Here is a 26,500-nt window from a genome sequence, read left to right as displayed (position 1 = left end):
GGCTCACGGTACCGCGTTGGGGAGGACTTTTATGTCTAAGCGCGCCTTTTTCCGCATCTCTGCTTTTGTCCTCGGCGCGCTGGCTTTGGCCGCGCCATTGTCGGCGCAGGAAACGCGGCGACAAGTCATTACCAGCGAAAACAGCGATTACACCGGTTTCGACCTTCGCACGGTGAAAAATATCGACGTCAACCAGTGCCAGACGGCCTGCATCGATGATCGCTCCTGCCGTGCCTTCACCTATAATACCAAGGCAAAGTGGTGCTTTCTGAAATCGGACTTCAACCAGCTGAACGCCGCCCCGGGCGCGATCGCCGGCAAGGTCGTCAATGTTGCTGCCGAGCCGGATATCGGTGCCGCTCCGCGCCTCGGTTTCCTGTCCGACGAACTGATCCAGCAGGCTCGCGAATTCAAGGATGGTCTTGCGCCAACGGGAGCATTACAAGGCCAGGGGCTGGAAAGCCTGAAGGCGCTGGCGCAGCTTGAAGTCGTCGGCAATGATATCGGTGCCGCACTTCCTGCCTATCAGGCCGCCCTTGCCATCAACCCGGAAGACGGCGCTTTGTGGCTTGAAATGGCCCGCGCCGCCGGCAGTGTCGAAAACAACGGTGAATATGCCCGTCAGGCTGTCATGGCCGGTATCAATGGTTACCAGCTCAGCCGCTCGACGCAGAGTCGCGCGGAAGCACTTGCCCTTCTCGGCGGCGGACTGGAGCGTCAAGCCAATCATCGCGCGGCCATCAATGCGCTCAAGGAAAGCCTTGCGCTGGTCAACGCCAAGACGGTGCAGGCCGTTTATCAGGATCTCGTGCAGCGTTTTGGTTTCCGCGTCGTCGGTAATACGGTCGATGCCGATAGCGCCGAAGCGCGCGCCTGTATCCAGTTTTCCGAACCGCTGGTGAAGGCGGGCGTCGATTACGCACCCTTCGTCACGCTGGATGGCGCTGCCCCCAAGGCGATGGAAGCCAAGGAAAACCAGATCTGCGTCGAAGGTCTCACTCACGGCCAGCGTTACAAGCTGACTTTGCGCCGCGGCCTGCCGTCTTCGGTCGATGAAAACCTCGCTGCCGCCGTCGATGTCGACATCTATGTGAAGGATCGTTCGCCGTCGCTGCGTTTCACCGGCGATAGTTTTGTGCTGCCCTCCACGGCCCGCCGCGGCATTCCGCTCGTGTCCGTAAACACGCCGAGCGCGAGCCTGAAACTCTACCGGATCGGCGAGCGCGGCATCGCCCCGCTTCTCACTTCGTCGCAATTCCTCACTCAGATGGATGGCTACAGCGCCAACCGCATTCAGGAGGAAAGCGGCGAGCTGGTCTGGCAAGGTTCACTCGAAATCGGCCAGGAAATGAACAAGGACGTCGTCACCAGTTTCCCGGTCGATGAAGCTTTGCCTGAGCGCAAGCCGGGCGTTTATGTGATGACCGCCAGCCTGCCGACAGCCAACGAAGACAGCTGGGAAAACAAGGCAACGCAGTGGTTCGTCGTCTCCGATCTCGGCATTTCCACCTATGCCGGCACCGATGGCCTCAACGTTTTCGTGCGCTCGCTTTCTACCGCCAAGCCGGTCGCCGACGTCGAGTTGCAGCTTCTCGCCAAAAACAACGAGATTCTCGGCACTCTGACAACCGATGCCGATGGCCGCGCCAATTTCACTGCCGGCCTGATGCGCGGCACCGCCGCCATGACGCCAGCCGTGCTGACGGCCAAGAACGGCGATACGGACTACGTCTTCCTCGACATGACCCGCGCCGGCTTCGACCTGTCCGACCGAGGCGTCACCGGCCGCGCCGCGCCAGGCGCGATCGATATCTTTGCCTTCACCGAACGCGGCATTTATCGCGTCGGCGAAACCGTGCATGCCTCGGCGCTTGCGCGTGATGTAGATTCCAACGCCATCGAAAATCTGCCGTTGACCTTCGTTTTCCTGCGCCCGGATGGTGTCGAGGATCGCCGTCAGGTGGAAAACGGACAGCTCGGCGGTTACGCACTCGATCTGCCCCTGCAGGAAACCTCTATGCGCGGCACCTGGACCATGCAGGTGTTTACCGATCCCAAGGGTTCGGCCATCGCCTCCAAGGAATTTTTGGTCGATGATTTTGTGCCGGATCGCATTGAGTTCGATCTGACCAGCGACGTCGATACGATCACGGTCGGTCAACCGCTGCCGGTCAATGTCGATGGCCGTTATCTTTATGGCGCCCCCGCTGCCGGGCTTAATCTCGAAGGCGAAGTGGTGCTGAAACCGTCGCGCGAGACGGAAGCTTTCAAGGGCTATCTCTTCGGCCTCGCCGATGAGGAAGCTGCCGAAGCCACCCGCCTGCCGCTCGAAGGGCTCGATCCGCTCGATGAAGACGGCAAGGCCAGCTTCGATGCCGCCATTGCCGAAATCCCCTCCACCACGCAGCTGGTTTCCGCCGATATCGTCGTGCGCATGCAGGAAGGTGGCGGCCGCGCCATCGAGCGCAAACTGACGCTGCCGGTGCGTGCCGATGGCCCGCGTCTTGGCATCAAGCCACAGTTTTCCGGCGATCTTCCTGAAAACGCCCTCGGCAAATTCCATGTCGTGATGGTCGATGAGACCGGCAACAAGGTTGCCTCCAAGGGTGCTCTTTGGAAACTCGTCAAGCTGGAGCGCAATTATCAATGGTATCGCGAGGGTGGTTCCTGGCGTTACGAGCCGATCACCCGCACGCAGCAGGTAGCAAACGGCAAAGTCGATCTGTCTGCCGATGGCGGCGAAATTTCCGTACAGGCCGGCTGGGGTCGTTACCGCCTCGAAGTCGAAACGCCTGAAGCCGGCGGGCCGCAGTCGAGCGTCGAATTCGATGCCGGCTGGTTCGTCACCGCCAGCACCACCGAAACACCCGACGCTCTCGAAATCGCCCTCGACAAGCCGAGCTACAAGGTCGGCGAGACCGCGAAACTGAAAATCTCGTCGCGTTATGCCGGTTCGCTCATGGTCATGGGTGGTGCCGAACAGCTGATCTCGGTCGAAAACGTCGATATCGGCGAAAACGGCGGCGAGGTCGAAATTCCGGTCACGGAAAACTGGGGCGCCGGTTCTTATGTCACGGCAACGCTCTATCGTCCCGGCGAAGCACGCGACAACCGCATGCCGATGCGTGCCATCGGCATCACTTGGCTGAAAGTCGATCCGGAACTGCGTGATCTTGCGATTAAGCTGAGCGCACCGGAAAAGACCCTGCCGCGCCAACCGCTTGAAGTCGCCGTCAATGTCGCCGGCGCCGGTGTGGGTGAGGAAGCTTATGTCACGGTTGCCGCCGTCGATGTCGGCATTCTCAATCTTACGCGTTATGAACCGCCGGCCCCGGATGATTTCTATTTTGGCCAGCGCCGTCTCGGCTTGGAAATCCGCGATCTTTACGGACGCCTGATCGATGGTTCGCTCGGTGCCATGGGTCGGATCCGCACCGGTGGTGATGGTGGCAGCATGGCGCTGCAGGCCAGCCCGCCGAAGGAAAAACTCGTCGCCTTCTTCTCCGGTCCGGTGAAACTGGATGCGGATGGAAATGCAAAAGTCAGTTTCGATATCCCGCAGTTCAACGGCACGGCCCGTGTGATGGCGGTTGCCTGGTCGAAGACCGGTATCGGCCATGGCGTAACGGATGTGATTATCCGCGATCCTGTCGTCGTCACCGCCAGCCTGCCGCGTTTCCTCGCCCCCGGCGATGAAGCCAACCTGCGTCTCGACATCGCCAATACGGATGCGCCTGCCGGAAGCTATCGCCTTTCGGTTACCGGCAATGATGCAATCTCGGTCGCCGCGCCGGAACAGACACTGCAATTGCAGCCCGGCGGCAAAAAAGATGTGGCCCTAAAAATCTCCGGTGTTGAGCCCGGTGATGGTCAGATCAATATCCGCCTGACAAACGATAGTGGCATGGCGCTGGAACAGGCGCTTTACCTGCCGGTGCGCCCGGCAACCCTGCCGATCACCACCCGCCGCGTCATCTCGCTTGCCCCTGGCAGCAGCCTCACGGTCAATGGCGATCTGTTTGCTGACAGCATTTTGCCGGGTGCCTCGATCGCGCTCAATGTCAGCCGCTCGGCCGAGTTCGATATTCCGTCTCTGCTGACCAGCCTCGACCGTTACCCCTACGGTTGCGCCGAACAGACCACCAGCCGCGCGCTACCGCTGCTTTATCTCAGCGAACTGGCGCAGAAAAATGGTCTGGCCGACGAGGCCGACATCAAGAAGCGGGTGCAGGACGCCATTTACCGCGTCCTCTCCTACCAGTCGTCGTCGGGCAGTTTTGGCCTGTGGTCGCCGGGTTCGGGTGATCTGTGGCTGGATTCCTACGTCACCGACTTCCTGAGCCGCGCCCGTGAGCAGGGGTATACGGTGCCGGATCAGGCGCTGGTGCAGGCGCTGGAAAACCTCCAGAACGGTCTCGGTTACGACAACAGCGTCCGCGACAAGGGCAACGAGATCGCCTATGCGCTCTATGTGCTGTCGCGCAACCGCAAGGCCGCCATCAGCGATCTGCGCTATTACGCAGATACGATGCTGGCGGAATTCCCGACACCGCTTGCCAAGGCGCATCTCGCCGCATCGCTTGCGCTTTACGGCGATGCCCAGCGTTCCAAAACCATTTTTGCCCAGTCGCTGCAGATGGCCGAGGATGCGCAGGTCCGCAAGGTCAGCCTCGCCCGTTCGGATTACGGTTCGTCGCTGCGTGATGGCGCGGCGGTTCTGGCGCTTGCCGCCGAAAGCCGTCCGGTTCCGGCCATCGTGCCGGAGCTTTCCAAGGTCGTTGCCAGCGAATGGCGCAATAAAAAATATACCAGCACGCAGGAACAGGCCTGGATGCTGCTTGCGGCGCGCGCGTTGCAGCAGGGTGATGACGGCATCAACCTTCAGGTCAATGGTGCCGCCCACAAGGGGGCATACATGTCCCGCATCGAAGGTGCCGCCTTGGCCGATCATCCGGTTACGCTCGCCAATCGCAGCCCCGATCCGCTCTCGGCGGTGCTGACCACGGTCGCCGCACCGGTGGTGCCGCTGCCGGCCGGTGGTGACGGTTTCCAGATTTCCCGCGCCTATTACACGTTGGAAGGTGAGGAAATCAGTGTCACGGAAGCCGAACAGAACCAGCGTTACGTCGTGGTGCTGACGGTGACGGAAAGCAACAACTGGGCCTCGCGCATCGTTATCACCGATCTCCTGCCTGCCGGTTTCGAGATCGACAATCCGAGCCTCGTCGACAGCGCCCAGCTGACCAATTTCGAATGGATCGGCGATACAGAAGCCGCTCATACGGAATTCCGCAACGACCGTTTTGTCGCCGCCTTCGATCGCTCGGGTGGTGATAACCGCGAAATCTCGCTGGCCTATGTGGTCCGTGCGGTCACGCCCGGCGTCTACGACCACCCGGCAGCTTACGTCGAGGATATGTATCGCCCGCAATTCTCTGCGCGCACCGCGACGGGCCGCATGGAGGTGAAGGCGGCGCAATAATGCGGCTCTGGCATAAGTTCTTCATCGGCACGGCCGCCATCACCCTTCTCGGCGTGGCGGCGGTCTATGGGCTGGAAGCCGCCGATCGCGCTTGGCCGCCGCCGCTCGACAAGGCGGCGGTGATCTCGCGCGAGGTGGTGGATGCCGACGGCCAGCTTTTGCGTGCCTTCGCCACGCCGGATGGCCGCTGGCGACTGGGCACCAAGGCGGCGGATGTAGATCCGCAGTTTTTGCGCATGCTGGTCGCCTATGAGGATCAGCGTTTTTACGATCATGCCGGCGTCGATCCATGGGCCCTCGTTCGAGCGGCGACGCAATTCGTCACCAACGGCCGTATCGTTTCCGGCGCCTCGACGCTCTCCATGCAGGTCGCACGGCTGATCGAACCACGCGAAAATCGCTCCTTCACGGCGAAATTCGTGCAGGTCGCCCGCGCCGTCCAGATCGAACGCCGTTTGTCGAAGGCGCAAATTCTCGATCTCTACCTGACACTCGCGCCCTATGGCGGCAATCTCGAAGGCGTGCGTGCCGCAAGCCTTGCCTATTTCGGTAAGGAGCCGCGCCGACTTTCGGTGTCGGAAGCAGCGCTTCTCGTCGCACTGCCGCAATCGCCGGAAGCGCGACGGCCGGATCGTCATCGTCAGACGGCCACCGCTGCGCGTCAGCGCGTGCTCCAGCGTGAGCCGGTGAGAGAAACTGTCGGCAAGGCGGCCGCAGAACAGGCTGCATTGCATCCGGTGCCGTCGCGGCGCCTGCAATTGCCGGCCTATGCCGCGCATCTTGCCGAAGCGGCGATCCGCAAACAACCGGCGGACGCCCGGCACGTAACCACCTTGCGGCGCGACGTTCAGCGCGGACTGGAAGATGCCGCACGCGCCGCCGTGCAGAAGCTTGGGCCCAAAATTTCGCTCGCCATGGTGATGGCCGATGCGCGCACCGGCGAGATCGTCGGAGAAGTTGGGTCTGCGGATTATTTCGATGCGAGCCGGTCCGGCTGGGTGGATATGACGCGAGTCAACCGGTCGCCGGGCTCTACACTCAAACCTTTCATCTATGGTCTGGCTTTCGAACAGGGTCTGGTATCGCAGGAAACTGTCATCGAGGATCGCCCCGCCGATTTCCACGGCTATCGCCCGCGCAATTTCGACATGAGCTATCAGGGCGACGTGTCCATCCGTCAGGCGCTGCAATTGTCGCTCAACGTGCCGGCGGTGCGCCTTCTCGATGCCGTCGGTCCCAGCCGGCTACTGATGCGGTTTCGCCGTTCTGACGTGAAGCCTGCTCTGCCGATCGGCGAAGCGCCGGGCCTGGCCATCGGTCTCGGTGGTGTCGGTGTGTCGTTGAAGGATCTGGTGCAGCTTTATGCCGGGCTTGCCAATCGCGGCCAGCCGGTGCGGCTCGGCGATGGTGTTCGCGAAAAGCCGGGCATTGATCCCGCCGATCCGCTGCTTGAACCGGTCGCCACCTGGAACATCACCGACATCCTTTCCGATGTTTTGCCGCCGCAAGGCAGCCGTCGCCTTGGCATCGCATACAAAACGGGCACCAGTTACGGTTACCGTGATGCCTGGTCGATCGGTTATGACGGCCGCCATGTGCTGGGTGTCTGGGTGGGCCGGCCGGACAATGGTGCAGTGCCGGGCATTGCCGGTTATGCGACGGCGGCCCCGATCCTGTTCGAAGCCTTTTCCCGTTCCGGCGTTGCCATCACGCCGATGCCGGCAGCGCCAGCGGGAGCGGTGCGTGTGGCGCAAGCGGATCTGCCGATCAGTCAGCGGCGTTTTTCCCTGACCGCCTCCGGCCTGATCTCTGCCTCGGCACGCGAACCGGCGCCGCAGATTGTTTATCCGCCGGAAGGCGCACGCGTCGATCTCGGTGCTGCGTCGGGCGGCACACTGGAACCGTTGATGCTGAAACTGCAGGGCGGCCGCGCACCGTTTCGCTGGCTTGCAAACGGCCAGCCGTTGCAGGACCTGTCACGCCGCCGCACCAGTGAATGGCAACCGGATGGCGGCGGCTATTCCACGCTGACCGTCATCGATGCGGTTGGGCGCGCGGCGACGGTGCGGGTGTTCGTCGAGTGAGTTCATTTCTTTCGAAAATGCAGGAACAGTTTTGGGTCATCCTGTTTTGACCACGAGGCCGCCAATGGTCTTGGAGCAAACCAAGGTGGAGGCCCACGAACAGCACGTCAAGGCCGGCCAGCAGAGCCACAAGAACCAAGGCGTGAAGGCATCCGGCTCGTCGAGTCGCGAGGACAATTCTCGTGGTGCCCAGGGTGGTTCGCATGAGCAGCACGTAAAAGCTGGTCAGCAAAGCCATATGAACAGCCACTAAGGCTGAACATCTTACATTTTTGGCCCACACTTCGGTGCGAGCCATTTTCGTTTGGGCGTGCTTTCGCTCACACGGTGTTGCGGGCAATCGCATGAAAGAAGGTGGCGCTCACAAAACCGCGCCGGCCGCCGGATGTGCCGAGTGGTTTGCCTGTCCCGTCTGCTATCGTCGCAAAGGCTTCGTCAGTGCCGGCATCCGTCACGCTGGCATAGTGAAACTCATGACCTCGGATGCCGCTGCCCGCTTTGCCCAGTGGCCCATCGACGGCAATCGTCGCCTGCCGGTAACCGAGATTCATGCGGCGTTTGGCGAAACTGGTTTTGTGCGACAGTAGTCCGGTCATCCGGTGGGTGACGCCATCGGCGTCTTCTAGCGCTTCTCCAAGAACCATATAGCCCCCGCATTCGCCATGAACCGGCTTTGTCTGCGCAAACTCCGCCAGCCCTCCCAGAAAATTTTCGGCAGCGGCAATCGTACCGGCATGCAGTTCGGGATAACCGCCCGGCAGCCAGCAGATATCGCAATCCTTGGCCGGCGCTTCATCGGCTAAAGGCGAGAAGGGAATGATCTCCGCACCCTGCGCGCGCCAGTAGGCGGCGACATGCGGGTATAGAAAGGTAAAGGCCGCATCCTGCGCCAGTGCAATGCGCTGACCGGGTGGCTGAAGATTGGCATCCGGCGATTGTACGGTCGTTTGTGTCAGAGGCACCGCCAGATCGAAAATGGCATCGAGATCGAGCGAGGCTTCCATTGCATCAGCCAGCTTTTCTATATGGCCCTCAATCTGTGGATGTTCGCTTGCCTGCACCAGTCCCAGATGCCGCTCGGGAAGCACCAGATCCGGGTTGCGCAGCACGGCACCGGTTAGCGGCAGGCCTGTGGCAGCAATCGCATCGCCGGAAAGCTTGACATGCCTTTCGCTGCCGGCCCTGTTCATAACCACGCCGGCAATTCTCACCTGAGGATCGTAATGCCGGAAGCCCACCGCCACCGCCGCCGCCGTCTGCGACTGGCCGGAAACATCCAGTACCAGCAGAACCGGAATGCCGAGCAGCCGGGCCAGATCGGCAGCCGAACCGGTGCGGCCTTCGCCGCCGGCAATACCGTCAAACAGGCCCATGGCGCTTTCGATCAGCACCAATTCGGTATCGCGCGCTGCATCGTTGAGCAGGTGCGCCACCAGTGCCGGCTCCATCGCCCAGGTGTCGAGATTGAGACCGGGCAGGTGGGTGGCGGCATGATGAAAACCGGGATCAATATAATCCGGCCCCGATTTGACGCCGCGGACCTTTACCCCGCGCCGGGCGAAGGCCCGCAGAAGGCCGATCGTTACACTGGTCTTACCCGAGCCCGAGCGTGGTGCGCCGATGATGAGAGCACGCGCAGTCATGCCGCTGTCCTTCGCGTCTGAGGGATAGAGGGCATCGTCTCCACGATGGCGTATGGCAGCGATATGCGTGTCATTCAAAGAACCTTTTGCCGGTGACGTCAGCGGAGGGTGGCGTTATAGAAGCATTTATGAGTGAAGCTGGCACCGAACCGGATGGCAAGAACCTGCGGCGTGGCTGGACCACCGGCACCTGTGCTGCCGCGTCGGCCAAGGCCGCCTGCGCCGCGTTGTTGACTGGAAGCTTTCCGGACCCGGTCGAAGTGGGCCTGCCGGGTGGTCAGCGTCCGGCTTTTGCTTTGGCCGAGGAAAAATTGGGGGCTGATTTCGCCCGTGCCGCGATCGTCAAGGATGCCGGCGACGACCCGGATGTTACCCATGGTGCGCTGATTTCCTCCACTGTCCGGCGTGGTCGACCCGGCAGCGGCATTACGTTCAAGGCCGGTGCCGGTGTTGGTACGGTCACGCGACCCGGTCTGCCGCTTGGTGTCGGTGAACCGTCCATCAATCCCGTGCCCCGACAGATGATCGCCGCCGCAATAAGCGAGGTGGCGGGCGGTGAGACCGATTTCGAGGTCGAAGTGTCTGTCGCAGATGGCGAAAGGATCGCCGAAAAAACCCTGAACGGCCGCCTCGGCATTCTGGGCGGCATCTCGATCCTCGGCACGACCGGCATCGTCATCCCGTTTTCCTGCGCGGCGTGGATTCACTCCATCTGGCGCGGCATAGATGTGTCGCGTGCCGAAGGCCTCACCCATGTCGCCGGCTCCACCGGCATGACCTCGGAAAAGGCCGTGCAGCAGCGTCACAAACTGCCAGACGTTGCCCTTCTCGATATGGGCGATTTCGTCGGCGGCATGCTGAAATACCTCAAAACCCATCCAGTGCCACGCGTGACCATTGCCGGTGGCGTGGCCAAGATGACCAAACTGGCGCAAGGCATGCTCGACCTGCATTCCAAGCGTGGACTGGCCGATCTCGATGGGTTGGCGAAGGTCGCCACTGAAACCGGCGCCAGCGCTGAACTGGCCGAAAGGATTCGTGGCGCCAATACTGTTTCGCATGCCTTTCAGATGGCGGCCGAAGACGGTTTCGCGCTTGGTCCGGCGATTGCCGCGCTGGCATGGCAGACCGCGGCCAAGGTGCTCGACACTCCGGACATGGCACTTGAAATCCTGATCTTTGACCGTCAGGGCAAATTCGTTGCCGAAGCGCCGTTCACACCGTCCGATCACGCCGCGCCGTCCGATCCCGGCCCGTCTCCGCCCCTGAACCGGCGCACGTAATCGGCATTGTAAAGCGCGCTTTCGCGAAAGTCTTCCGCTGCCAGTCCCGGCCCGACGAGAATGAGTGCGGTGCGCTCCACCGGATCGGTGGCCAGTTCTGCCTCGACGGTCGAAAGCGTGGCGCGAATAATCCGCTCGTCCGGCCATGTCGCCCGCACTACAACGGCCACAGGGCAATCTTTGCCATAAAGCGGCGTCAATTCTTCCACCACTTTGGCAATGGCATGTATGGCGAGGTGAATGGCGAGCGTCGCACCGGTCGCACCAAAGGCTTTCAGATTTTCGCCGTCCGGCATCTTCGACGCCCGGCCGGATACGCGGGTCAAAACCAGGCTTTGCGCCACTTCGGGAATGGTCAGTTCGCGTTTCAGCGCCGAAGCTGCGGCAGCAAACGAAGGCACACCCGGCGTCATCGTATAATCGATGCCGTTTTTTTCCAGCCTGCGGATTTGCTCGGCTACCGCGCTCCAGACGGAAAGATCGCCGGAATGCAAGCGCGCAACATCCTTCCCCTCGGCATCCGCCCTCACGTATTCCGCCTCGATCTGGTCCAGAGACAGAGAAGCAGTGTCGATGATGCGAGCATCCGGCGGGCAATAGGCCAGTAGTTCGCGTGGCACGATAGAGCCGGCAAACAGGCAGACCGGGCATTTTCCGATCAGGTCGCGACCGCGAACGGTAATCAGGTCTGCCGCGCCGGGGCCGGCGCCAATAAAGTGAACGGTCATGATCTCAGGTCTTTCCAGTCTCGGTATCTGCGACGGCAATAGCGCAGGTCACGCCATCGCGTACATATCTTGGAGCGGCCAACACCGCACGCTCGCCGGCTGCGGCCAATGCCGCTGCCTCGCACAGGCTTGGTGTGCCGGCATGGGCAAGGCTCATTTCTGAAACGGTCAGCGTGCGTGGTGCCACCGCCTCCAGTGCCGCTTGCTCGACCACGGCGATCGGAATGTCGAGCCTTTCGGCCGCCTTTATGATCCCGGCCTCGTTGGCCTTGATCACGCCTGTCGCCAGCAAGTCCGGCTTCTGTTCGGCCAATCGCGTCTTTTCCAGCGCTTCCGCCAGGACGCTCAAAATCGTTTCTGCCGGCGTATCTCTGCGGCAGCCGATGCCGGCAACGATCCGTCTTGTGAGTGCAGCTTCGCTCACGGTTTGGTCCAGATCCACTGCGTAACCGGCATAGCCGGTCGCCAGCCCAACATTTTTCCGATCGACGTGACCCGTGAAATTTCTAGCCGGCTAAGTGATCCTCCCAGTCTTGCATGCGCAGCCAGCAGCACCGCCTCCATTTCCAGCGTCACGGCATTGGCCACCAGTCGTCCCTCCGACCCCAGTGCTTCCACGGCTGCATCGAACACGCCCGGTTCACTGCCGCCGCCGCCGATAAAGATCGCATCCGGCTTCGGCAGTCCGACAAGCGCATCCGGTGCCGTGCCTTTCACGATGCGCAGGCCGGGCACGCCCATCGCTGCCGCATTGTGGCCGATCCTAACCGCGCGTGTTGCATCCCCTTCGATGGCAATCGCCCGCATCGACGGGTGCCGCAGCATCCATTCGATGCCGATCGAACCTGATCCAGCGCCGATATCCCACAGGATCTCACCACGCCGGGGCGCGAGCGCTGACAACGTCAGGGCGCGGATTTCGCGTTTGGTGATCTGCCCGTCATGGTCAAACAGGTCATCATTCAGACCACAGGCCAGAGGCAGAATTCTTGCGTGGTCAGCGGCGATGACTTCAACGGCCACCATGTTCAGAACATTGATATTTTTCAGCGCAAATATCTCGGCCACGTCCTGGCGAATTTGCTCATCCGGTCCGCCGAGAGCTTCCAGAAGGGTTAACCGCGATTTTCCAAAACCAGTGTCGCTGAGCAATTGCGCCAACGCCGCCGGTCCGTTTTCATCGGATGTCAGCGCCAGGATTTTGCGGTCAGGATGCAGAAGCGGGCGGATGAGATCGAGCGAACGCCCATGCAGTGAAACCGTCTCGATATCCTGCAAGGCCCAGCCCAGGCGTGAGGCCGCCAATGAAAATGCGGAGGGGCAGGGGATCGCCATATATTCGGCCGGCTGCACATGCCGGGAAAGCGTCACGCCGACGCCGAACAAAAAAGGATCGCCGGAGGCCAGTACACACACTTTCTGCCCACGCAATGCCACCACCGCCTGCATTGCGCTATCGAAAGGCTGTGGCCATGGCTGTGCCTCGCCACGGATCAATGTCGTAGCCAGTTCCAGATGCCTTGTGCCGCCGAACACGAAGGAGGCATTGGAAATCGCGGTCTTCGCCCGCTCGCCAAGCCCGGCCACGCCATCTTCGCCGATGCCGATGATGGACAACCACGGATCATTCGCTACATGGTTCTGTTCTGATTCAGGAGGCATTTTGACAAACTCCATCCTCATTCTCGGCGGCACGACCGAAGCCCGGCTTCTGGCCGAGGTTTTGGCGAACGATACCCGCTTTGCCACCATGCTGTCTCTTGCCGGCCGCACGCGTACGCCAATCTCCATGCCGGTGCCGGTTCGCACCGGTGGTTTTGGCGGCGCGCAGGGGCTGGCGGATTATCTCGCTGAAAACCGCATCGACATGCTGATCGATGCCACCCATCCCTATGCAGCTCGCATTTCCGCCAATGCCGCCGAAGCCAGCCGAATTTCCGGCATTCCGCTGATCGCGTTGCGCCGTGAAGGCTGGGTCGAGCAGGGCGGCGACCGCTGGACACATGTGGAGAATGTCGAGGCGGCGATGGCGGCACTCGGAACCAAGCCACGGCGTGCCTTTCTGGCGCTCGGGCGTCAAGAGCTTTTGCCCTTCGAACAGGCGCCACACCATTCCTATGTCATTCGTAGCGTCGATCCGGTCGAGCCGCCGCTTGGCGTCCCCTTCACTCACTACATCACCGCGCGGGGCCCGTTTCACGAGGCCGACGAATTGAGACTTTTGGCCGACCACGGCATCAACGCCATCGTTTCGAAAAATTCCGGCGGAAGCGCCAGTTACGGAAAGATCGCAGCGGCCCGCACGCTTGGCATCGAAGTGATCGTCATCCGCCGCCCGGTCCTGCCCGCCGCCACATCGTTCGAAAGCGTCGATGCCGTTTTTTCCCATCTTGCTCAGATCTTTCCGGCAGAGCGCGGCGAATAGACCAGCGGTGCTTTCCCCGGTCGTTCGATCAGACGTGTTTCGATAGAGCCGACAATAATGCAGGTCGCCATGTCTGCCATGTCGGAATGTGCCTCGGACAAAGGCACGATGCGCATCCTTTCGTCCGGCCGTCCGGCAGCTCGGCCGAACACGACCGGCACGGAGCCCGGCAAATGTGCCCTTAGAACATCGAAGGCCCGAGACAGCTGGTGCGGTCTGGCCTTGCTGACCGGGTTATAAAACGCCATCACGAAGCCGGCTTCCGCCGCCGCGATCAGCCGTTTTTCGATCAGTTCCCAGGGTTTCAGATTGTCTGACAGAGAGATCGCGCAAAAATCATGGCCGAGCGGAGCGCCGACGCGGGCGGCCACTGCCAGCATAGCGGTAATGCCCGGCACGACGGCAAACTCGATCTCGCGCCATTCTGCAGGCCCGGCTTCGATGGCCTCGCAGACCGCTGCTGCCATGGCGAACACGCCTGAGTCACCACCGGAAACCACGCAGACCTTGCCACCTTTCGCTGCAAGCATGAGTGCTGCCTGCGCGCGGGAAATTTCCTCGCGGTTGTCGGAGGCCTGGCGGCGCTGTCCGTCACGCAGGTTCAGCCGGTCGACATATGGGCCATAACCGAAAAAATCCTCACCGGCTTCGATGGCGCTCAGTGCTTCCGGCGTCACCTGATGCGCATTGCCGGGGCCAAGACCGATAACTGTCAGTGATCCGCGCATGGATTGGGTCATGGCCGTGCCTTCCAGCCGGGGACCAGCACGATGGAAAAATAGGGGGCCGGGCTTTCGTCACGCTCGGCAAGCGGTGTCATGGCCGCCGTGGCCATGGTGCCGCGCTCCACATAGATCGCGCCATCCAGCTTGCCGGCAACAGCCAGCGCGCGGCGGATTTTTGGCAGGTTGCGGCCAACCTTCATGATGACGGCGCCATCGGTGCCGGAAAGCCGCTCAGCCAGAATGTCTTCGCCAAGCGTTCCCGGCAGCACGCTCAGAATATCATCGCCCTGCACCAGAGGCAGGCCGGCCATCGACCAGCAGCCGGACATCGCCGTGACGCCCGGCACCACCTCGGCGTCGAAGCGTGTCGTCAACCGCAGATGCAAGTGCATGTAGGAGCCGTAAAACAGCGGGTCCCCCTCGCTCAGCACCACGACGTTGCGGCCGGCTTGCAGATGCGCGGCAATCTCTTCCGCCGAGCGGTCGAAGAAGTCTGCGATAGCGTCGCGATAATCGTCGCCATCCTTGTCCATCTCGACTGTGACCGGATAGACCAGCGGCAGTTCGATCGTGCCGGGGCGCACATGCGCGTCGACGATGGCGCGGCCATTGCCGTGGCCACCCTTTTTGGTGAAGAACGCAATCACATCGGCGTCCGCGATAGCCCGCACCGCCTTCAATGTCAGCAGTTCCGGATCACCCGGTCCTGTGCCGACGCCGATCATCCGGCCTTTCGTAACAGTGCTCAAAGTCCGGCCCTCGCAAGCGCATTAATGGCCGCTGCCGTCATGGCCGAGCCGCCCATGCGGCCGGAAACGATGGCGTAAGGCATCCTGTGGCGGCTCTCCGCCAGTGCTTCCTTGGATTCGGCTGCACCGACAAAACCGACCGGCATGCCGATGATTGCGGCCGGGCGTGGTCCGCCGGCGTCGAGCATTTCGAGAAGATGAAACAGCGCCGTGGGCGCATTGCCGATAGCCACAAGCGCACCTTCCAGTTGATCAGCCCACAGATCAAGTGCGGCGGCCGAACGGGTGTTTCCGATCGCTTTTGCCAGTTCCGGCGTGCGCGGGTCCTGCAACGTGCAGATCACCGCGTTATCGGCGGGCAGGCGGGCACGGGTCACGCCATGCGCCACCATCTGCGCGTCGCAGAAGATCGGTTTGCCAGCCTTCAATGCGCCGCGCGCGGAGGTCACGAAATCGGCTGAAAAATGAAAGTGCTGCGCCGCCTCTACTTGTCCGCAGGCATGGATCATGCGGATGGCAATCTCGGCCTCGTCCTCGGAAAAGCGTGTCAGATCGCTTTCTTCCCGAATGATGGCGAAGGATTTTCGATAAATGGCATCGCCTTCGCGAATGTAATCGTATTCAGTCATGACAGTCCTTGCGAAAGCGCCTGTTCCAACCGGGCAGGGCCCAGCCGTGTGAGGCACTTTGCCGTGGTTTCGCCGATACCTCTTTCGAGGCGGACAAGCTCGTCCAAAGCACCAAGTGCTTTGGCTTCCTCTCCATGGCGGATGAGTTTGAGCGGCATATCGCTCGTTTTGCCATCGAAGATCAATGCCGTACCGTCATTCATCCCGACAAGGTTCAACAGTGCCTTTGACGGGTGTGCGCAACCTTTCGTGCAGCCGGAAAGATGCAGGGTCAGAGACCCGTCCAGCAGGCTTTCTGCTTGTCGCGCAGCGATCTCACCAAGAGCATGAGTGTGGAGGGATGCGGATCGGCAGGCAGGCTTCCCGGGGCAGGCGGAAATTTTTGCACGCGGGTCGTTGTGCGAAAGGATCAGGGGGCGGGAATGATCCATTATCTGCTGGCAGGCGTCTTCGCGGCCAAAGACCACAAGCGAGTGGTCGATGGCCGGGCGAATTCCTGTGATGCCGACCGTTGCTGCCTGCTGCCCGAGATCGATCAACGTTTCGGCCCGGCATTGTCCGAACGGAATGCCGATGCGGGCTGCGGCTTTCCGGATGTCTGCCAGCGCCAACAGACCATAGGGCAACGGGCGGGTGACTGCATGTGAAACGGCATTCTCCAGCGTTATCGGGGCAAGCCAGTTTTTGACTTCGGCCGGATCAAGTTCTCGTCCCCGTAGCGGGACGTCCATCACGGCAATGCGTGCCAATATCAGCGTCACACAGGTTCTGGCATCCATATCGGTCACCAATCCGAGACCGCGCCCTGTCGCCATGGTGCCACCCAAAAATACCTGCCAGAACAGGCTTTCCTCGCGGCGTACGGCCAACAGGCGGATATCCGCGAGAAGCCCATGCAGCGGCAATTGCCCACCGCCATCCACCACAACGGCGAATTTTGCCGCCAGTCGCCGGGACAGATCGTGTTCGCTCACGAAAGCACGGATGGAAGAAGACAGCGGTTCCGGGTCGGCGATTTCATGCGAATCCAGTCCTGCCAAGGCGCCGGTTTCCACCGGCAGGCCATCGCGCAGAGGAAGGTTCATTCGCAGAATATCAGTCTCCAGTGCACGGGCGCTCGCCGCCGTCAAACCCCGCACCTGAAAATTGCCGCGTGCCGAAATATCGATCAAACCGTTGCCGTGGCGTGTTGCCAGTTCGCCAATGCGGGCAAGGTCGGCCGGGGCAATCGGGGCATCAAGGCCGATGCGGGCCAGCAGCCCGTCGCCTGTCATCATCGGTGTCGACAGCGCGGGGCAGGCACCGCGTACCATCTGCGATGTTGTTCGAGCAGGGTGAAGCACCGTTGCAGTCATGCCCGCACCTTCACGTTATCGCCAGTGGCTTCGGCCAGCAGCAATTCCAGGTCGCCATCGACGGAGTTGCGGCGCGGATGCCACAGGCCACGGCGGCGAGCGGACATGAACCGTTCCGCGATTGCTCTGGCGGCCTGCCGGTTCTGGTCGACAATGAAGTTTCGCACATTCTCATCGGCGACATAGGCCTGATAGACGGCCTCGATCAGTGAACCGGGAATGGCATCGGTGGTTTCGGCAAAACCCACCAGCCGGTCCACGGTTTCGGCAAATTCGGACGCGCCGCGTGGCCCGTGCCGCATCTGTCCGGCGATGAAACGCGGATTGGTGGCGCGGGCGTGCACGATGCGGGTCACGGCTTCCACCATAGAGCGGGCGCGGGGCCGCTCCGGATCGGTGGTGTCGAGCGCGATTACATCCGCCTTGCCGCCGAGTGCGGCGACGGCTGCGGAAAAGCCACCGATAAAGGCAACATCGGCCGATCCGTCCAGAAGATCGCGACCGGGATCGTCACCGGTATGCACCAGCAGGTCGGCGGCGCGAACACGCTCGGCAAACTGTCCTTGCGCCTCGAACCCTTCGCCTTCGGCACCGCCAAAAGCGTGGCTGGTGGCATCAAGATACAGTTTTCCGAGTTCTTCGCGCTCACGCCACTCGCCATCGGAAAGTTTTTCCTCGATGCCGGCGCCATAGGTGCCGGGGGCGGAACCAAAAATGCGCTGCGGCGCCTTGCCCTCTGCCCGCGCCGTTTCCGAAAGCGGGTTGTCGCCCGGCGCTTCCTCACGTGCTGCAATGGCGCGGGTGGCGGCGTCGAGCAGGGTTATCAACGGCGCAAACATGTCGCGAAACAGGCCGGAAATGCGAAAGCTCACATCCACGCGCGGTCGCCCGAGGCTTGCGGGTGGTAGAATGTCGATGCCTGTTATGCGTCCGGTGGTCGGGTCTTGCACCGGTCTGGCTCCCATCAGTGCCAGTCCCTGCGCCACTTCCTCGCCACCGCTGCGCAAGCTGGCGCTGCCCCATAAATCGATGATCAGGCTTTTTGGCCAGTCGCCATGGTCCTGCAGGTAGCGCCGCAGCACCTCATCGGCGGCGCGTTTGCCAAGTTCGAAGGCGGTCGGCGTCGGCATTGTGCGCGGGTCGGATGCGTAGAGATTGCGCCCGGTCGGCAGCACGTCGCGACGTCCACGCGCTGGCGCACCCGAAGGTCCGGCGGTGATGTGACGCCCGTCCAGTGCATCCAGAAACGACTTGCGCTCATCCTCGGCACTTTGTTTGCGCATCGGGTCCGGCGCGTCGATGGTGAGATCGGTATCGCGGCCAAATACGTGCTGGCCGTCCTTTATCGCCAGATCCTTGAGGTCGCAGAGAAAGGCATCGATCCGCGTCAGCGCTGCATCGGCATCTTCACCGGCGGTCACGCCAGCATCGTCGGAAATCCCGGTTTCCTGCGCCATTTCAACGATCAATTTTGCCAGCCTGTCGCGGCGACGGCGGTCGAGGCCATCTGCCTGCGCATATTCGTCGACCAGCAGTTCCAGCTTTTTCTGCGCGTCGGAAAGGCCGGCTTCGGTCAGGGGCGGCGGCAGATGGCCGATGGTGACAGCAGAAATCCGCCGCTTTGCTACGGCTGCTTCGCCCGGGTTGGAGACGATGAACGGATAGACGACAGGTAATCCGCCGACCACGATCTCCGGGAAGCAGGTTTGCGACAGCGCAACAGTTTTTCCGGGCAACCATTCAAGTGTGCCATGCGCGCCGACATGCACAACAGCATGCGCATCAAGCGTGTCGCGCATCCATGCGCCAAAGGCGATCAGGCCGTGGCGTGGCGGGCGTTCCGGGTCATGGTAATCCGTGCGGCGATCCAATTCGCGGCCGCGGTCTGGCGCGAGCGCTACGGTGACATTGCCGAAGCGGGCGGCGCGGAAGGCGAAAACGCCGTTGCGCAGCCCTTCGTCGTCCTCAGGTCCGCCCCATGTGGCCGTCACGCTGGCGCGTGCATCCATCGGAAGAGCATCGAAAAATGCGCGATATTGCTGCAGCGGGCAGTGTTCGCCGCCGTCATCTAGAAGCTGCAACAGGTCCCGCGCATTGGTCGGAATGTTTTGCACGTCATAACCGGCGTCTCGCAAATGGCTCAACATTTCCAGCACGCTTTGCGGAACGTCCAGGCCGACGGCATAACCGGTACGGCCCGGTGCTCCGGGATAATCCGGGATCAGGATGACGATGCGCCGATCCTCGCGCTCTGCCCTCTGCAGACGCAACAGGCCGGCAATGCGCCCTGCCACCTGTTCCAGCCGATCGGGCTCAGGCCGGTTGATCAGCCCGGCAAACCCGAGCGCATCCTCATCGCGCGCATCCTTGAACGATATCGCGCCGGCTAGAATGCGTCCGTCGAGTTCCGGCAGAACCACATGCATGGCCAGATCCGCCGGCCCCAGCCCGCGCCGGTTTTCCAGCCACGCATTGCGTCGCGTCGTCGCCACAATCACCTGCATAACCGGCACGCCAAGTCGGTCGAACAAGGTTTTGCGTTCGTCATCCGTGCCACTGGCAAAGGCGGTGGCGGTGATGATGACGGATGGTTTTAAGCTGTTCATTGCCGTTTCGGCGAAGGCCAGCGAAGCCTTGTCCTTCAAGCCGGCGACAAAAACCGGCACGGCCAGAATGTTTTTTGCACGCAGCGCGTCAAACAGCGCATCGATGGGGGCCACGTCGCTGGCGAGCAGCATCGAGCGGTAAAACAGGATCGGCACGATGGCAGCGCCCGGCATGGATGCCAGAAAGCTCCCCGGATTGTCCTCAACGCCAAAGCCGGGATGATAGAACCCGGCTTTGGGCACGCTCACGGCATTGGCCGTATCAGCCGTTTCGCCTCTCGCAAGCCCAATCAGTCGCGTGGCCAGAAATTTCAAATTCTGCGGACCGCCCTCGCGAAAATACGATAGCAGCCGCTCAAGTTCCTCTGCCGAAACAGTGGCTCCCGCCGCCAGCCGTTCGTCACGCTCGCTGCATTCGCCGGGCAGCATTATGAGCACGATACCGCGTGCACGCGCCATGCGGGCCAGTTCGTCCGCGCCGTAAGGCCAGCGGTTATGGCCGCCGAGAATGCGCACGAGGATGAGTTTTGCGTGTCGCGCCACCTTGTCGATCCACAGATCGACTGACATCGGATGGCGTAACTCGGAAATATTGGCGAGCCTGAGCGACGGCATCCTATCGCCGCCAGTTGCCCATGCCGACGCAATGCCGTTCAGATCGCTGTCGGTAAAGGATAGCACCACCACGTCGCCCGGCGTCTGGTCGAGATCGACCGGTTCGATCAGGTCGTCAAGCGACGACGACGTGGTGGCGAGGATATGCATCAGGCCGCCAGAATCTTTTCGATCTTGGCCGCGTCGATGCCCTTTTCGCCGATGACGACGAGGCGCGAACGACGCTCCTCATTGGCAGCCCAGGGACGATCGAAATAGTGGTTCACACGCGGGCCAACTGCCTGCACGAGAAGACGCATCGGCTTGCCTGAAACCTCCACATACCCCTTGATGCGCAGCACTTTTTCGGCCGCTGTGACATCGGCGATGCGCTTCGAAAGCTCTTCCGGATCGGCAATCGCGGGCACATCCAGAACAAAGCTGTCGAAATCGTCGTGTTCGTGGTCCAGTTCGTCGTCGTGATGGGTTTTGCGGTTATCGATATCGTCCTCGACGGCAAGGCCGAGACCGATGAATACGGCCGGATCGACCACGCCATTGGAGGCTGGCACGATGCGCACGGCGCGCGGCAGATGTTCGGTTACATGCGCGTTGGCAATCGCCAGACCCTTTTCATCCAGCAGGTCGGCCTTGGTGAGGATGACGAGGTCGGCACAGGCGATCTGGTCTTCAAAAACTTCCTCGACCGGATCGTCATGGTCGAGCGAATCATCCTGAGCGCGCTGGGCGGCGAGCGCTTCCATGTCGTCGGCAACCCGGCCCTCTGCCAGCGCGAGGCCGTCGACAACGGCAACAACGCCATCAACCGTCACGCGGCTTTTCACGCTCGGCCACTGGAAGGCCTGAATGAGCGGCTTGGGCAGGGCGAGACCAGAGGTCTCGATCAGGATGTGGTCGACCTTTGGTTCGAGAGCCAAAATCTTATCGATCGCCGGTACAAAGTCGTCGGCCACGGTGCAGCAGATGCAGCCGTTGGCCAATTCGACGATATTGTCGTCCGGGCAGTTTTCGATGCCGCAGCTTTTCAGGATCTCGCCGTCGATGCCGACATCGCCGAACTCGTTGACGATGACGGCTAGGCGCTTGCCTTCGAGGTTCTGCAGGGTGTGGCGCAGAAGCGTGGTCTTACCGGCGCCGAGAAAACCGGTGACGACGGTGCAGGGAATACGGGCGAGATTGGCGGTCATGGGATTTTTCCTGAATGTCGGTCTATGCATTGAAATCGAAGGGCGGAATACGGGCGATCATGTTGCGCTTGAGACAGTCCGGACGGCCTTTCCAGGGCATCAAACCATCAGATGAGGTAGCGATCAGTTCCGCCCCCGTTACGAGGTCGGCGGCGTTTTCCAGTGCCAGATGACCAAAAACATAAGTCCAGCCATCCTGCCGCGCGATGACCGCGCTCGGGCCGCGCTTGCAGTTGGAAAGACAGTTGACGCTCTTGATAGTCACGCCGGGTTGCTGCGCGGCGGCTTCCACCGTTGCATTGAGCAGATGCGTGCCCTGTCGCGGTTCTTCCGTGGAGCCCTCGCTGGCGCGGCAACTGGCGCAGACAAAAATCGTCACCGCCGGCTTTTGCACCGCGATGTCGTTTTGCTGCCTGTCATCGGACTGAATAAAATCCAAGCCTCTACCCCGTTGGTTCAAAACATGCGGGGTGCCAGGCGCGATAACCTGATGGTTGCCGTACCTTGAAAACATCCTTGCTGGAGCACCCCGCCCGGCTGGATTGACGTCTTTGACGGCAGGTCTCCTGGCTTGCGGATCATCGCCCTATCGCCGCCTTCCCGAAATCTTTCAGTGGCGTGGTGCGGGGCTAACCGCCTACAGTTGCGGGGGCAGCCGTGGTTTGAAGCCGGAAGATCGGCGTTACCACGTTCCCTCTTAGCTTTCCCCGTTGCCGGGAAAAGACCGTCACCTTTTCCCTATGCGTCGGGGCCCGCACTGTCAATGCAAACGCCCTGATGGACGGCGTGGATTGCCGCGCGAAACGAATCCCCTATAGTCCGCGCTTCCCGAAACGAGCCGTCGCCGAGGAGCCGAAATGAAAGAGATCGACCAGCAGGAAGCCGAGCGCCATCAGCGCAAGATGGCCAATCGCAAGGCGGTGCAGGATGCCGAAGTGGCGGAAAAGACCATCGAAAAAGGTCTTATCATCGTCAATACCGGCCCCGGCAAGGGCAAATCGACCGCCGCTTTCGGTCTGGCTTTGCGCATGCTTGGCAATGGTCGCCGTGTCGGTGTCGTGCAGTTCATCAAGGGTGCATGGGAAACCGGCGAACGCCCGGCGCTGGAATTGTTCGGCGATCGTGTCGAATGGCACACGATGGGCGAGGGCTTTACCTGGGAAACACAGGATCTGAAGCGCGATGTCGCCGCTGCTGAACGTGCCTGGGCCAAGGCGGAGGAACTGATGGCCGATCCGACAATCGGCCTGCTGCTGCTTGATGAACTCAACATCGCCCTGCGTTACGACTATCTCGATCTCGACGCGGTTATCGCATCGCTGAAAGCCCGTCGCGAAGACCTGCACGTGGTCATCACCGGCCGCAACGCCAAGCCGGCGCTGATCGAAGCGGCCGATACGGTCACCGAAATGACGCTCGTCAAACATCACTTTAAAGCGGGCGTAAAAGCCCAGTCCGGCATCGAGTTCTGAGAAAAGACATGACTGCACGCGCGCTGATGTTTCAGGGAACCGGCTCGGATGTCGGCAAGTCGCTGCTGGTCGCCGGGCTTGCGCGTGCGCTCGTCAATCGCGGTCTGAAAGTGCAGCCGTTCAAGCCGCAGAATATGTCCAATAACGCTGCCGTCACGGCGGATGGCGGTGAGATCGGTCGTGCGCAGGCGCTTCAGGCGCGAGCGGCAAAGGTTCCGCTATCGGTGCATATGAACCCGGTTCTGTTGAAGCCGCAGAGCGAGGTCGGCGCGCAGGTCGTGGTTCAGGGGCGCGTTGAGGGCAATGCGAAAGCATCTGAATATCAGGGCATGAAGGCGGCACTGATGCCGCGCGTCATGGACAGTTTTGAACGCCTGAAAGCCCAAGCGGATATCGTTCTGGTCGAAGGGGCGGGCAGTGCTTCGGAAGTGAACCTGCGCCGCAACGATATCGCCAATATGGGTTTTGCCCGCGCCGCCGGCGTGCCGGTCATCCTGATCGGCGATATCGATCGTGGAGGTGTCATCGCCAGCATTGCAGGCACCAAACTGGTACTGGAGCCGGAAGATGCCGCGATGATCCGCGGTTTCATAGTCAACCGGTTTCGCGGTGATCCCAGTCTGTTTGCCGATGGCATGGTGATGATCGAAAATCATACCGGCTGGCAGCCGATCGGCCTCCTGCCGTTCTTTTCCGAAGCTCGCCGCCTGCCGGCTGAAGACGCGATGGCGCTGGATAGCGCCGCCATCGACAAGACAGGCGCAAGGATCCGCATTGTCGTGCCAGTTCTGCCGCATATCTCCAATTTCGACGATCTCGATCCGCTCGATGCAGAACCTGATGTGGATGTGATCCGGGTCCGTCCCGGGCAGGTTCTACCCGCAGATGCCGATCTCGTGCTTTTGCCGGGTTCGAAGGCGACCATTGCGGATCTCGCAGCCTTCAGGGCCGCCGGTTTCGATATCGATCTTGCTGCCCATGTGCGACGCGGCGGCTATGTGCTGGGCTTGTGTGGCGGCTACCAGATGCTGGGCCGTACCGTGCGTGATCCAGATGGCATGGAAGGGCAGGCGGGGATGGTCGAAGGTCTCGGCCTTCTCAATGTCGAGACGACGTTATCCGGTGACAAGCATCTGGAAGCGGTGACCGGCACCAGCGGTGACGGGATTTCGTTTGCCGGCTATGAAATGCACATCGGCCGGACGGTGGGTCCGGATTGTGACCGCCCTTTTGCCCGCATTTCCGGTAATGCCGATGGGGCAACCTCCAAAAACGGGCGCGTTTTCGGCAGTTATGTCCATGGCCTGTTTGCCGATGATCGCCAGCGGTCCGCATGGCTGCAGAGGCTCGGCGGTGAAGTGTCAACGGTCGATTATGAAGCCGGAGTTGATGAGGTGCTGGATCGGCTGGCGCAGCATATGGAAAAGCACCTCGATATCGAGGCGCTGCTCAGGCTCGCGAAATAAGCAGGCCGGCCACGGCCAGAAGGCCAAACAGCGCAAGCATCAGGATATCGGCATACCGGGCGAGTTTCAGCGCCCTGCGGATGTCGGTTGCGGTGGCCTCGCGTCTTCCGCCTGCACCCATGAAGTGGTCAGGAACGAGGGTGCCGCTGTAAACGCGGGGTCCTGCCAGCGCCAGTCCGAGCGCCCCGGCCATTGCCGCTTCCGGCCAGCCGGCATTAGGAGAGCGGTGTTTTTTCGCATCGCGCCAGACTGTTTTCCATGCATCCTTGGCCGAAGCGTCGGGTACGAAAAAACAGGCAAGAACGAACAGAAGCGCCGTTAGCCGAGAGGCCGGCAGGTTGATCAGATCGTCCAACCGCGCCGCCGCCCAACCAAACGCTTCGTGCCGTTCGCTGCGATGGCCGATCATGCTGTCGGCCGTGTTGGTCGCCTTGTAGGCCGCCCCGCCCGCCAGCCCGCCCAGCCCGAGCCATAGAGCCGGTGCGGTAATGCCATCGGAAAAATTTTCGGCAAGGCTTTCTATTGCCGCGCGACAGACCGCGGGTTCGTCCAACTGGTCGGGGTCACGCCCGACAATCATCGACACGGCTCTGCGGCCCGAGGCCAGCCCTTCGGCATCCAGTGCGTCGGCCACGGCCAGAACATGGTCTTCGAGGCTCTTTTGCGCCGTCAGGCTGGAGGCCAGGAGAACGAGGACAACGAACGCCAGCAGCGATGTGCCGAGCAGCCAACTGAGGCCGGCCGTCACAGAAACTACGCTTGAGAGAATGGCAAGGAGTGCCACGACGCCCATGATTTTCCGTCGCGAGAAATTCTGTTCTGCCCGGTTGAGCTTTTTGTCCAGCCAGCCGATCATCGTGCCGATCCAGATCACCGGATGGCCGATGGCGTGCACCAGCCATTGCGGATAACCGCAGAGCCGTTCAATAAGCAGGGAGAAAAAGGCGAGCGTAAAAAACATGCAGCAGGACGTGGAACTCGTAAAAGACACAAAAATCGATCACGGCGGCAATCTTGCCGGGGCATCGACACGTTTTCCGAATGCGCCAAAACCCTGGATCGATCTTTCCACCGGTATCAATCCGCATGCCTACCCGCATTCGGATATTGCTTCCACCGCTTTCTGCCGCCTGCCGGAACCATCGGCCCTGCATTTGCTGAAATGTGAGGCCGCCGCCGTATACGGAGCACCCTCTTCGAAAGAGGTGGCTGCAGCACCCGGCACGCAAATCCTTCTGCCGCTGTTGGTTGAGTGTGCTTTCGGTGGCAGCATACCGCCCGGCGCAAAGGCCGCCATCCTGTCGCCTACCTATGCCGAACATGCCCACATGGCGCGGCTCGCGGGTTTCGATCTCACCGAGACTGCCCAATTCGAAGAGCTGTTCGCCGCTGATCTCGCTCTCGTGGTCAATCCCAACAATCCCGATGGGCGTTTGATCGACCGCGCTGACCTGTTGCGCCTTGCCACCCATATGGCAGCAAAAGGCGGGCTCTTGGTGGTCGACGAAGCCTTTATGGATGTCATGCCCCCAGAACACAGTGTGGCAGGCGATATCGGCCCCGGCCTCGCCGTTCTGCGTTCCTTCGGAAAATTTTACGGTCTTGCGGGCTTGCGTCTCGGTTTCGCATTGGCGCCCGCGGCCGATGTCCGTCGCATCGAGGCCCGGCTCGGTCCGTGGGCGGTTTCTGGTCCGGCCCTGCAGATCGCAACGCAGGCGCTTGCAGATCGGGATTGGCAGAGTGACATGCGCAAAACCCTGCCGGCCGATCTCAGGCGGCTCGATGACCTTCTGACGACCGCCGGCCTCGACATTGTTGGTGGAACGTCGTTGTTCCGGCTCATTCGCCATTCCAATGCTTCGGCCCTTTACGAACAATTCGGTGAGGCCGGTATTCTTGTAAGATCCTTCAACGAGCGGCCAAAGGATCTACGGTTTGGGCTGCCATCCGGCGAGGGCTGGGAGCGTCTCACAAATCTGTTGGCATCGAAACCATATCAGCAGTTGGCCGCAGCCGAACGGTAGGTTACGGTTCGGCTCCCTTAGTATTCC

The 26,500-nt window shown here is 61.4% G+C and carries 20 protein-coding genes and 1 riboswitch; of the genes, 8 read left to right on the top strand and 12 right to left on the bottom strand.

Translation table 11 applies throughout. The features are described from left to right. Nucleotides 1-31: 31 nt before the first annotated feature. From GAO09_RS18530 to GAO09_RS18520, 3 genes are all read left to right on the top strand, one after another. Nucleotides 32-5,482, top strand: a complete 5,451-nt coding sequence (locus GAO09_RS18530; RefSeq protein ID WP_153355702.1) for an alpha-2-macroglobulin family protein — start codon at nucleotides 32-34, stop codon at nucleotides 5,480-5,482. Next, nucleotides 5,482-7,566, top strand: coding sequence for a penicillin-binding protein 1C (gene pbpC, locus GAO09_RS18525; protein ID WP_153355700.1), 2,085 nt, complete (start codon nucleotides 5,482-5,484; stop codon nucleotides 7,564-7,566). Before GAO09_RS18530 ends, pbpC begins: the two co-directional genes overlap by 1 nt. 64 nt (nucleotides 7,567-7,630) lie before the next feature. Then, nucleotides 7,631-7,819: a hypothetical protein gene (locus tag GAO09_RS18520; RefSeq protein ID WP_153355698.1), complete on the top strand. Its 189-nt coding sequence runs from the start codon at nucleotides 7,631-7,633 to the stop codon at nucleotides 7,817-7,819. Nucleotides 7,820-7,886: 67 nt separating this feature from the next. Here GAO09_RS18520 and GAO09_RS18515 read toward each other — a convergent pair whose 3' ends face one another. Further along, on the bottom strand, nucleotides 7,887-9,209 hold the full coding sequence (locus GAO09_RS18515) for a cobyrinic acid a,c-diamide synthase CobB (protein ID WP_153355695.1): 1,323 nt from the start codon (nucleotides 9,207-9,209) through the stop codon (nucleotides 7,887-7,889). Nucleotides 9,210-9,337: 128 nt separating this feature from the next. On the opposite strand from GAO09_RS18515, the gene GAO09_RS18510 reads away from it, so the two are divergent. Then, complete coding sequence (locus GAO09_RS18510) at nucleotides 9,338-10,492, top strand: cobalt-precorrin-5B (C(1))-methyltransferase (RefSeq protein ID WP_153355693.1); 1,155 nt, start codon at nucleotides 9,338-9,340, stop codon at nucleotides 10,490-10,492. On the opposite strand, the gene cobM is transcribed toward GAO09_RS18510, so the two are convergent. Genes cobM through cbiE form a run of 3 tightly spaced genes read right to left on the bottom strand, consistent with a single transcriptional unit; the run spans nucleotide 10,438 to nucleotide 12,882 of the window. After that, a complete protein-coding gene (gene cobM, locus GAO09_RS18505) occupies nucleotides 10,438-11,220 on the bottom strand; it encodes a precorrin-4 C(11)-methyltransferase (RefSeq protein WP_153355691.1) in 783 nt (260 codons plus the stop codon). The genes GAO09_RS18510 and cobM overlap by 55 nt on opposite strands. Nucleotides 11,221-11,224: 4 nt before the next feature. Next, on the bottom strand, nucleotides 11,225-11,644 hold the full coding sequence (locus GAO09_RS18500) for a cobalamin biosynthesis protein (protein ID WP_324185491.1): 420 nt from the start codon (nucleotides 11,642-11,644) through the stop codon (nucleotides 11,225-11,227). Then, nucleotides 11,641-12,882: a precorrin-6y C5,15-methyltransferase (decarboxylating) subunit CbiE gene (gene cbiE, locus GAO09_RS18495; RefSeq protein WP_153355689.1), complete on the bottom strand. Its 1,242-nt coding sequence runs from the start codon at nucleotides 12,880-12,882 to the stop codon at nucleotides 11,641-11,643. Before cbiE ends, GAO09_RS18500 begins: the two co-directional genes overlap by 4 nt. 1 nt (nucleotide 12,883) lies before the next feature. On the opposite strand from cbiE, the gene GAO09_RS18490 reads away from it, so the two are divergent. Next, on the top strand, nucleotides 12,884-13,645 hold the full coding sequence (locus GAO09_RS18490; RefSeq protein ID WP_153355687.1) for a cobalt-precorrin-6A reductase: 762 nt from the start codon (nucleotides 12,884-12,886) through the stop codon (nucleotides 13,643-13,645). Here GAO09_RS18490 and GAO09_RS18485 read toward each other — a convergent pair. The 7 genes from GAO09_RS18485 to GAO09_RS18455 are packed head-to-tail and all read right to left on the bottom strand — an operon-like array spanning nucleotide 13,615 to nucleotide 21,950. Then, nucleotides 13,615-14,373, bottom strand: a complete 759-nt coding sequence (locus tag GAO09_RS18485) for a precorrin-3B C(17)-methyltransferase (RefSeq protein WP_153355792.1) — start codon at nucleotides 14,371-14,373, stop codon at nucleotides 13,615-13,617. The two genes, GAO09_RS18490 and GAO09_RS18485, sit on opposite strands and share 31 nt — an antisense overlap. An 8-nt stretch (nucleotides 14,374-14,381) precedes the next feature. Then, nucleotides 14,382-15,119, bottom strand: coding sequence for a precorrin-2 C(20)-methyltransferase (locus GAO09_RS18480; RefSeq protein WP_274379770.1), 738 nt, complete (start codon nucleotides 15,117-15,119; stop codon nucleotides 14,382-14,384). Beyond that, nucleotides 15,116-15,748 (bottom strand): precorrin-8X methylmutase, encoded by a 633-nt coding sequence (locus GAO09_RS18475; protein WP_153355685.1) that lies wholly within the window; start codon nucleotides 15,746-15,748, stop codon nucleotides 15,116-15,118. Before GAO09_RS18475 ends, GAO09_RS18480 begins: the two co-directional genes overlap by 4 nt. Next, nucleotides 15,745-17,103: a precorrin-3B synthase gene (gene cobG, locus GAO09_RS18470; RefSeq protein ID WP_153355683.1), complete on the bottom strand. Its 1,359-nt coding sequence runs from the start codon at nucleotides 17,101-17,103 to the stop codon at nucleotides 15,745-15,747. The genes GAO09_RS18475 and cobG overlap by 4 nt, the downstream gene beginning before the upstream one ends. Next, nucleotides 17,100-20,474 (bottom strand): cobaltochelatase subunit CobN, encoded by a 3,375-nt coding sequence (gene cobN, locus GAO09_RS18465; protein ID WP_153355680.1) that lies wholly within the window; start codon nucleotides 20,472-20,474, stop codon nucleotides 17,100-17,102. The genes cobG and cobN overlap by 4 nt, the downstream gene beginning before the upstream one ends. Then, entirely contained in the window at nucleotides 20,474-21,511 is a 1,038-nt protein-coding gene (gene cobW / locus GAO09_RS18460; protein WP_153355678.1) for a cobalamin biosynthesis protein CobW, read from the bottom strand. Before cobW ends, cobN begins: the two co-directional genes overlap by 1 nt. A 22-nt stretch (nucleotides 21,512-21,533) precedes the next feature. Continuing rightward, nucleotides 21,534-21,950 (bottom strand): DUF1636 family protein, encoded by a 417-nt coding sequence (locus GAO09_RS18455; RefSeq protein WP_235938267.1) that lies wholly within the window; start codon nucleotides 21,948-21,950, stop codon nucleotides 21,534-21,536. 100 nt (nucleotides 21,951-22,050) lie between these two features. Beyond that, nucleotides 22,051-22,255: riboswitch (cobalamin riboswitch) on the bottom strand. A gap of 113 nt (nucleotides 22,256-22,368) precedes the next feature. Between GAO09_RS18455 and cobO the strand changes: the two genes are divergently transcribed. Both cobO and GAO09_RS18445 read left to right on the top strand, forming a co-directional pair. After that, nucleotides 22,369-22,983 carry a cob(I)yrinic acid a,c-diamide adenosyltransferase gene (gene cobO / locus GAO09_RS18450; RefSeq protein ID WP_153355674.1) on the top strand — a complete coding sequence of 205 codons (615 nt, stop codon included), beginning with the start codon at nucleotides 22,369-22,371 and terminating at the stop codon, nucleotides 22,981-22,983. An 8-nt stretch (nucleotides 22,984-22,991) separates the two neighbouring features. After that, nucleotides 22,992-24,449: a cobyric acid synthase gene (locus GAO09_RS18445; protein ID WP_153355673.1), complete on the top strand. Its 1,458-nt coding sequence runs from the start codon at nucleotides 22,992-22,994 to the stop codon at nucleotides 24,447-24,449. On the opposite strand, the gene cbiB is transcribed toward GAO09_RS18445, so the two are convergent. Beyond that, nucleotides 24,433-25,410: an adenosylcobinamide-phosphate synthase CbiB gene (gene cbiB / locus GAO09_RS18440; protein WP_153355671.1), complete on the bottom strand. Its 978-nt coding sequence runs from the start codon at nucleotides 25,408-25,410 to the stop codon at nucleotides 24,433-24,435. The two genes, GAO09_RS18445 and cbiB, sit on opposite strands and share 17 nt — an antisense overlap. Here cbiB and cobD point away from each other — a divergent pair. Beyond that, nucleotides 25,409-26,473, top strand: coding sequence for a threonine-phosphate decarboxylase CobD (gene cobD, locus GAO09_RS18435; RefSeq protein WP_153355668.1), 1,065 nt, complete (start codon nucleotides 25,409-25,411; stop codon nucleotides 26,471-26,473). The genes cbiB and cobD overlap by 2 nt on opposite strands. Nucleotides 26,474-26,500: the final 27 nt, after the last annotated feature.

It is taken from the genome of Endobacterium cereale (assembly GCF_009617585.1).
GTDB classification, from domain to species: Bacteria; Pseudomonadota; Alphaproteobacteria; order Rhizobiales; family Rhizobiaceae; genus Neorhizobium; species Neorhizobium cereale.
This window is presented reverse-complemented; position numbering and strand designations above follow the sequence as displayed.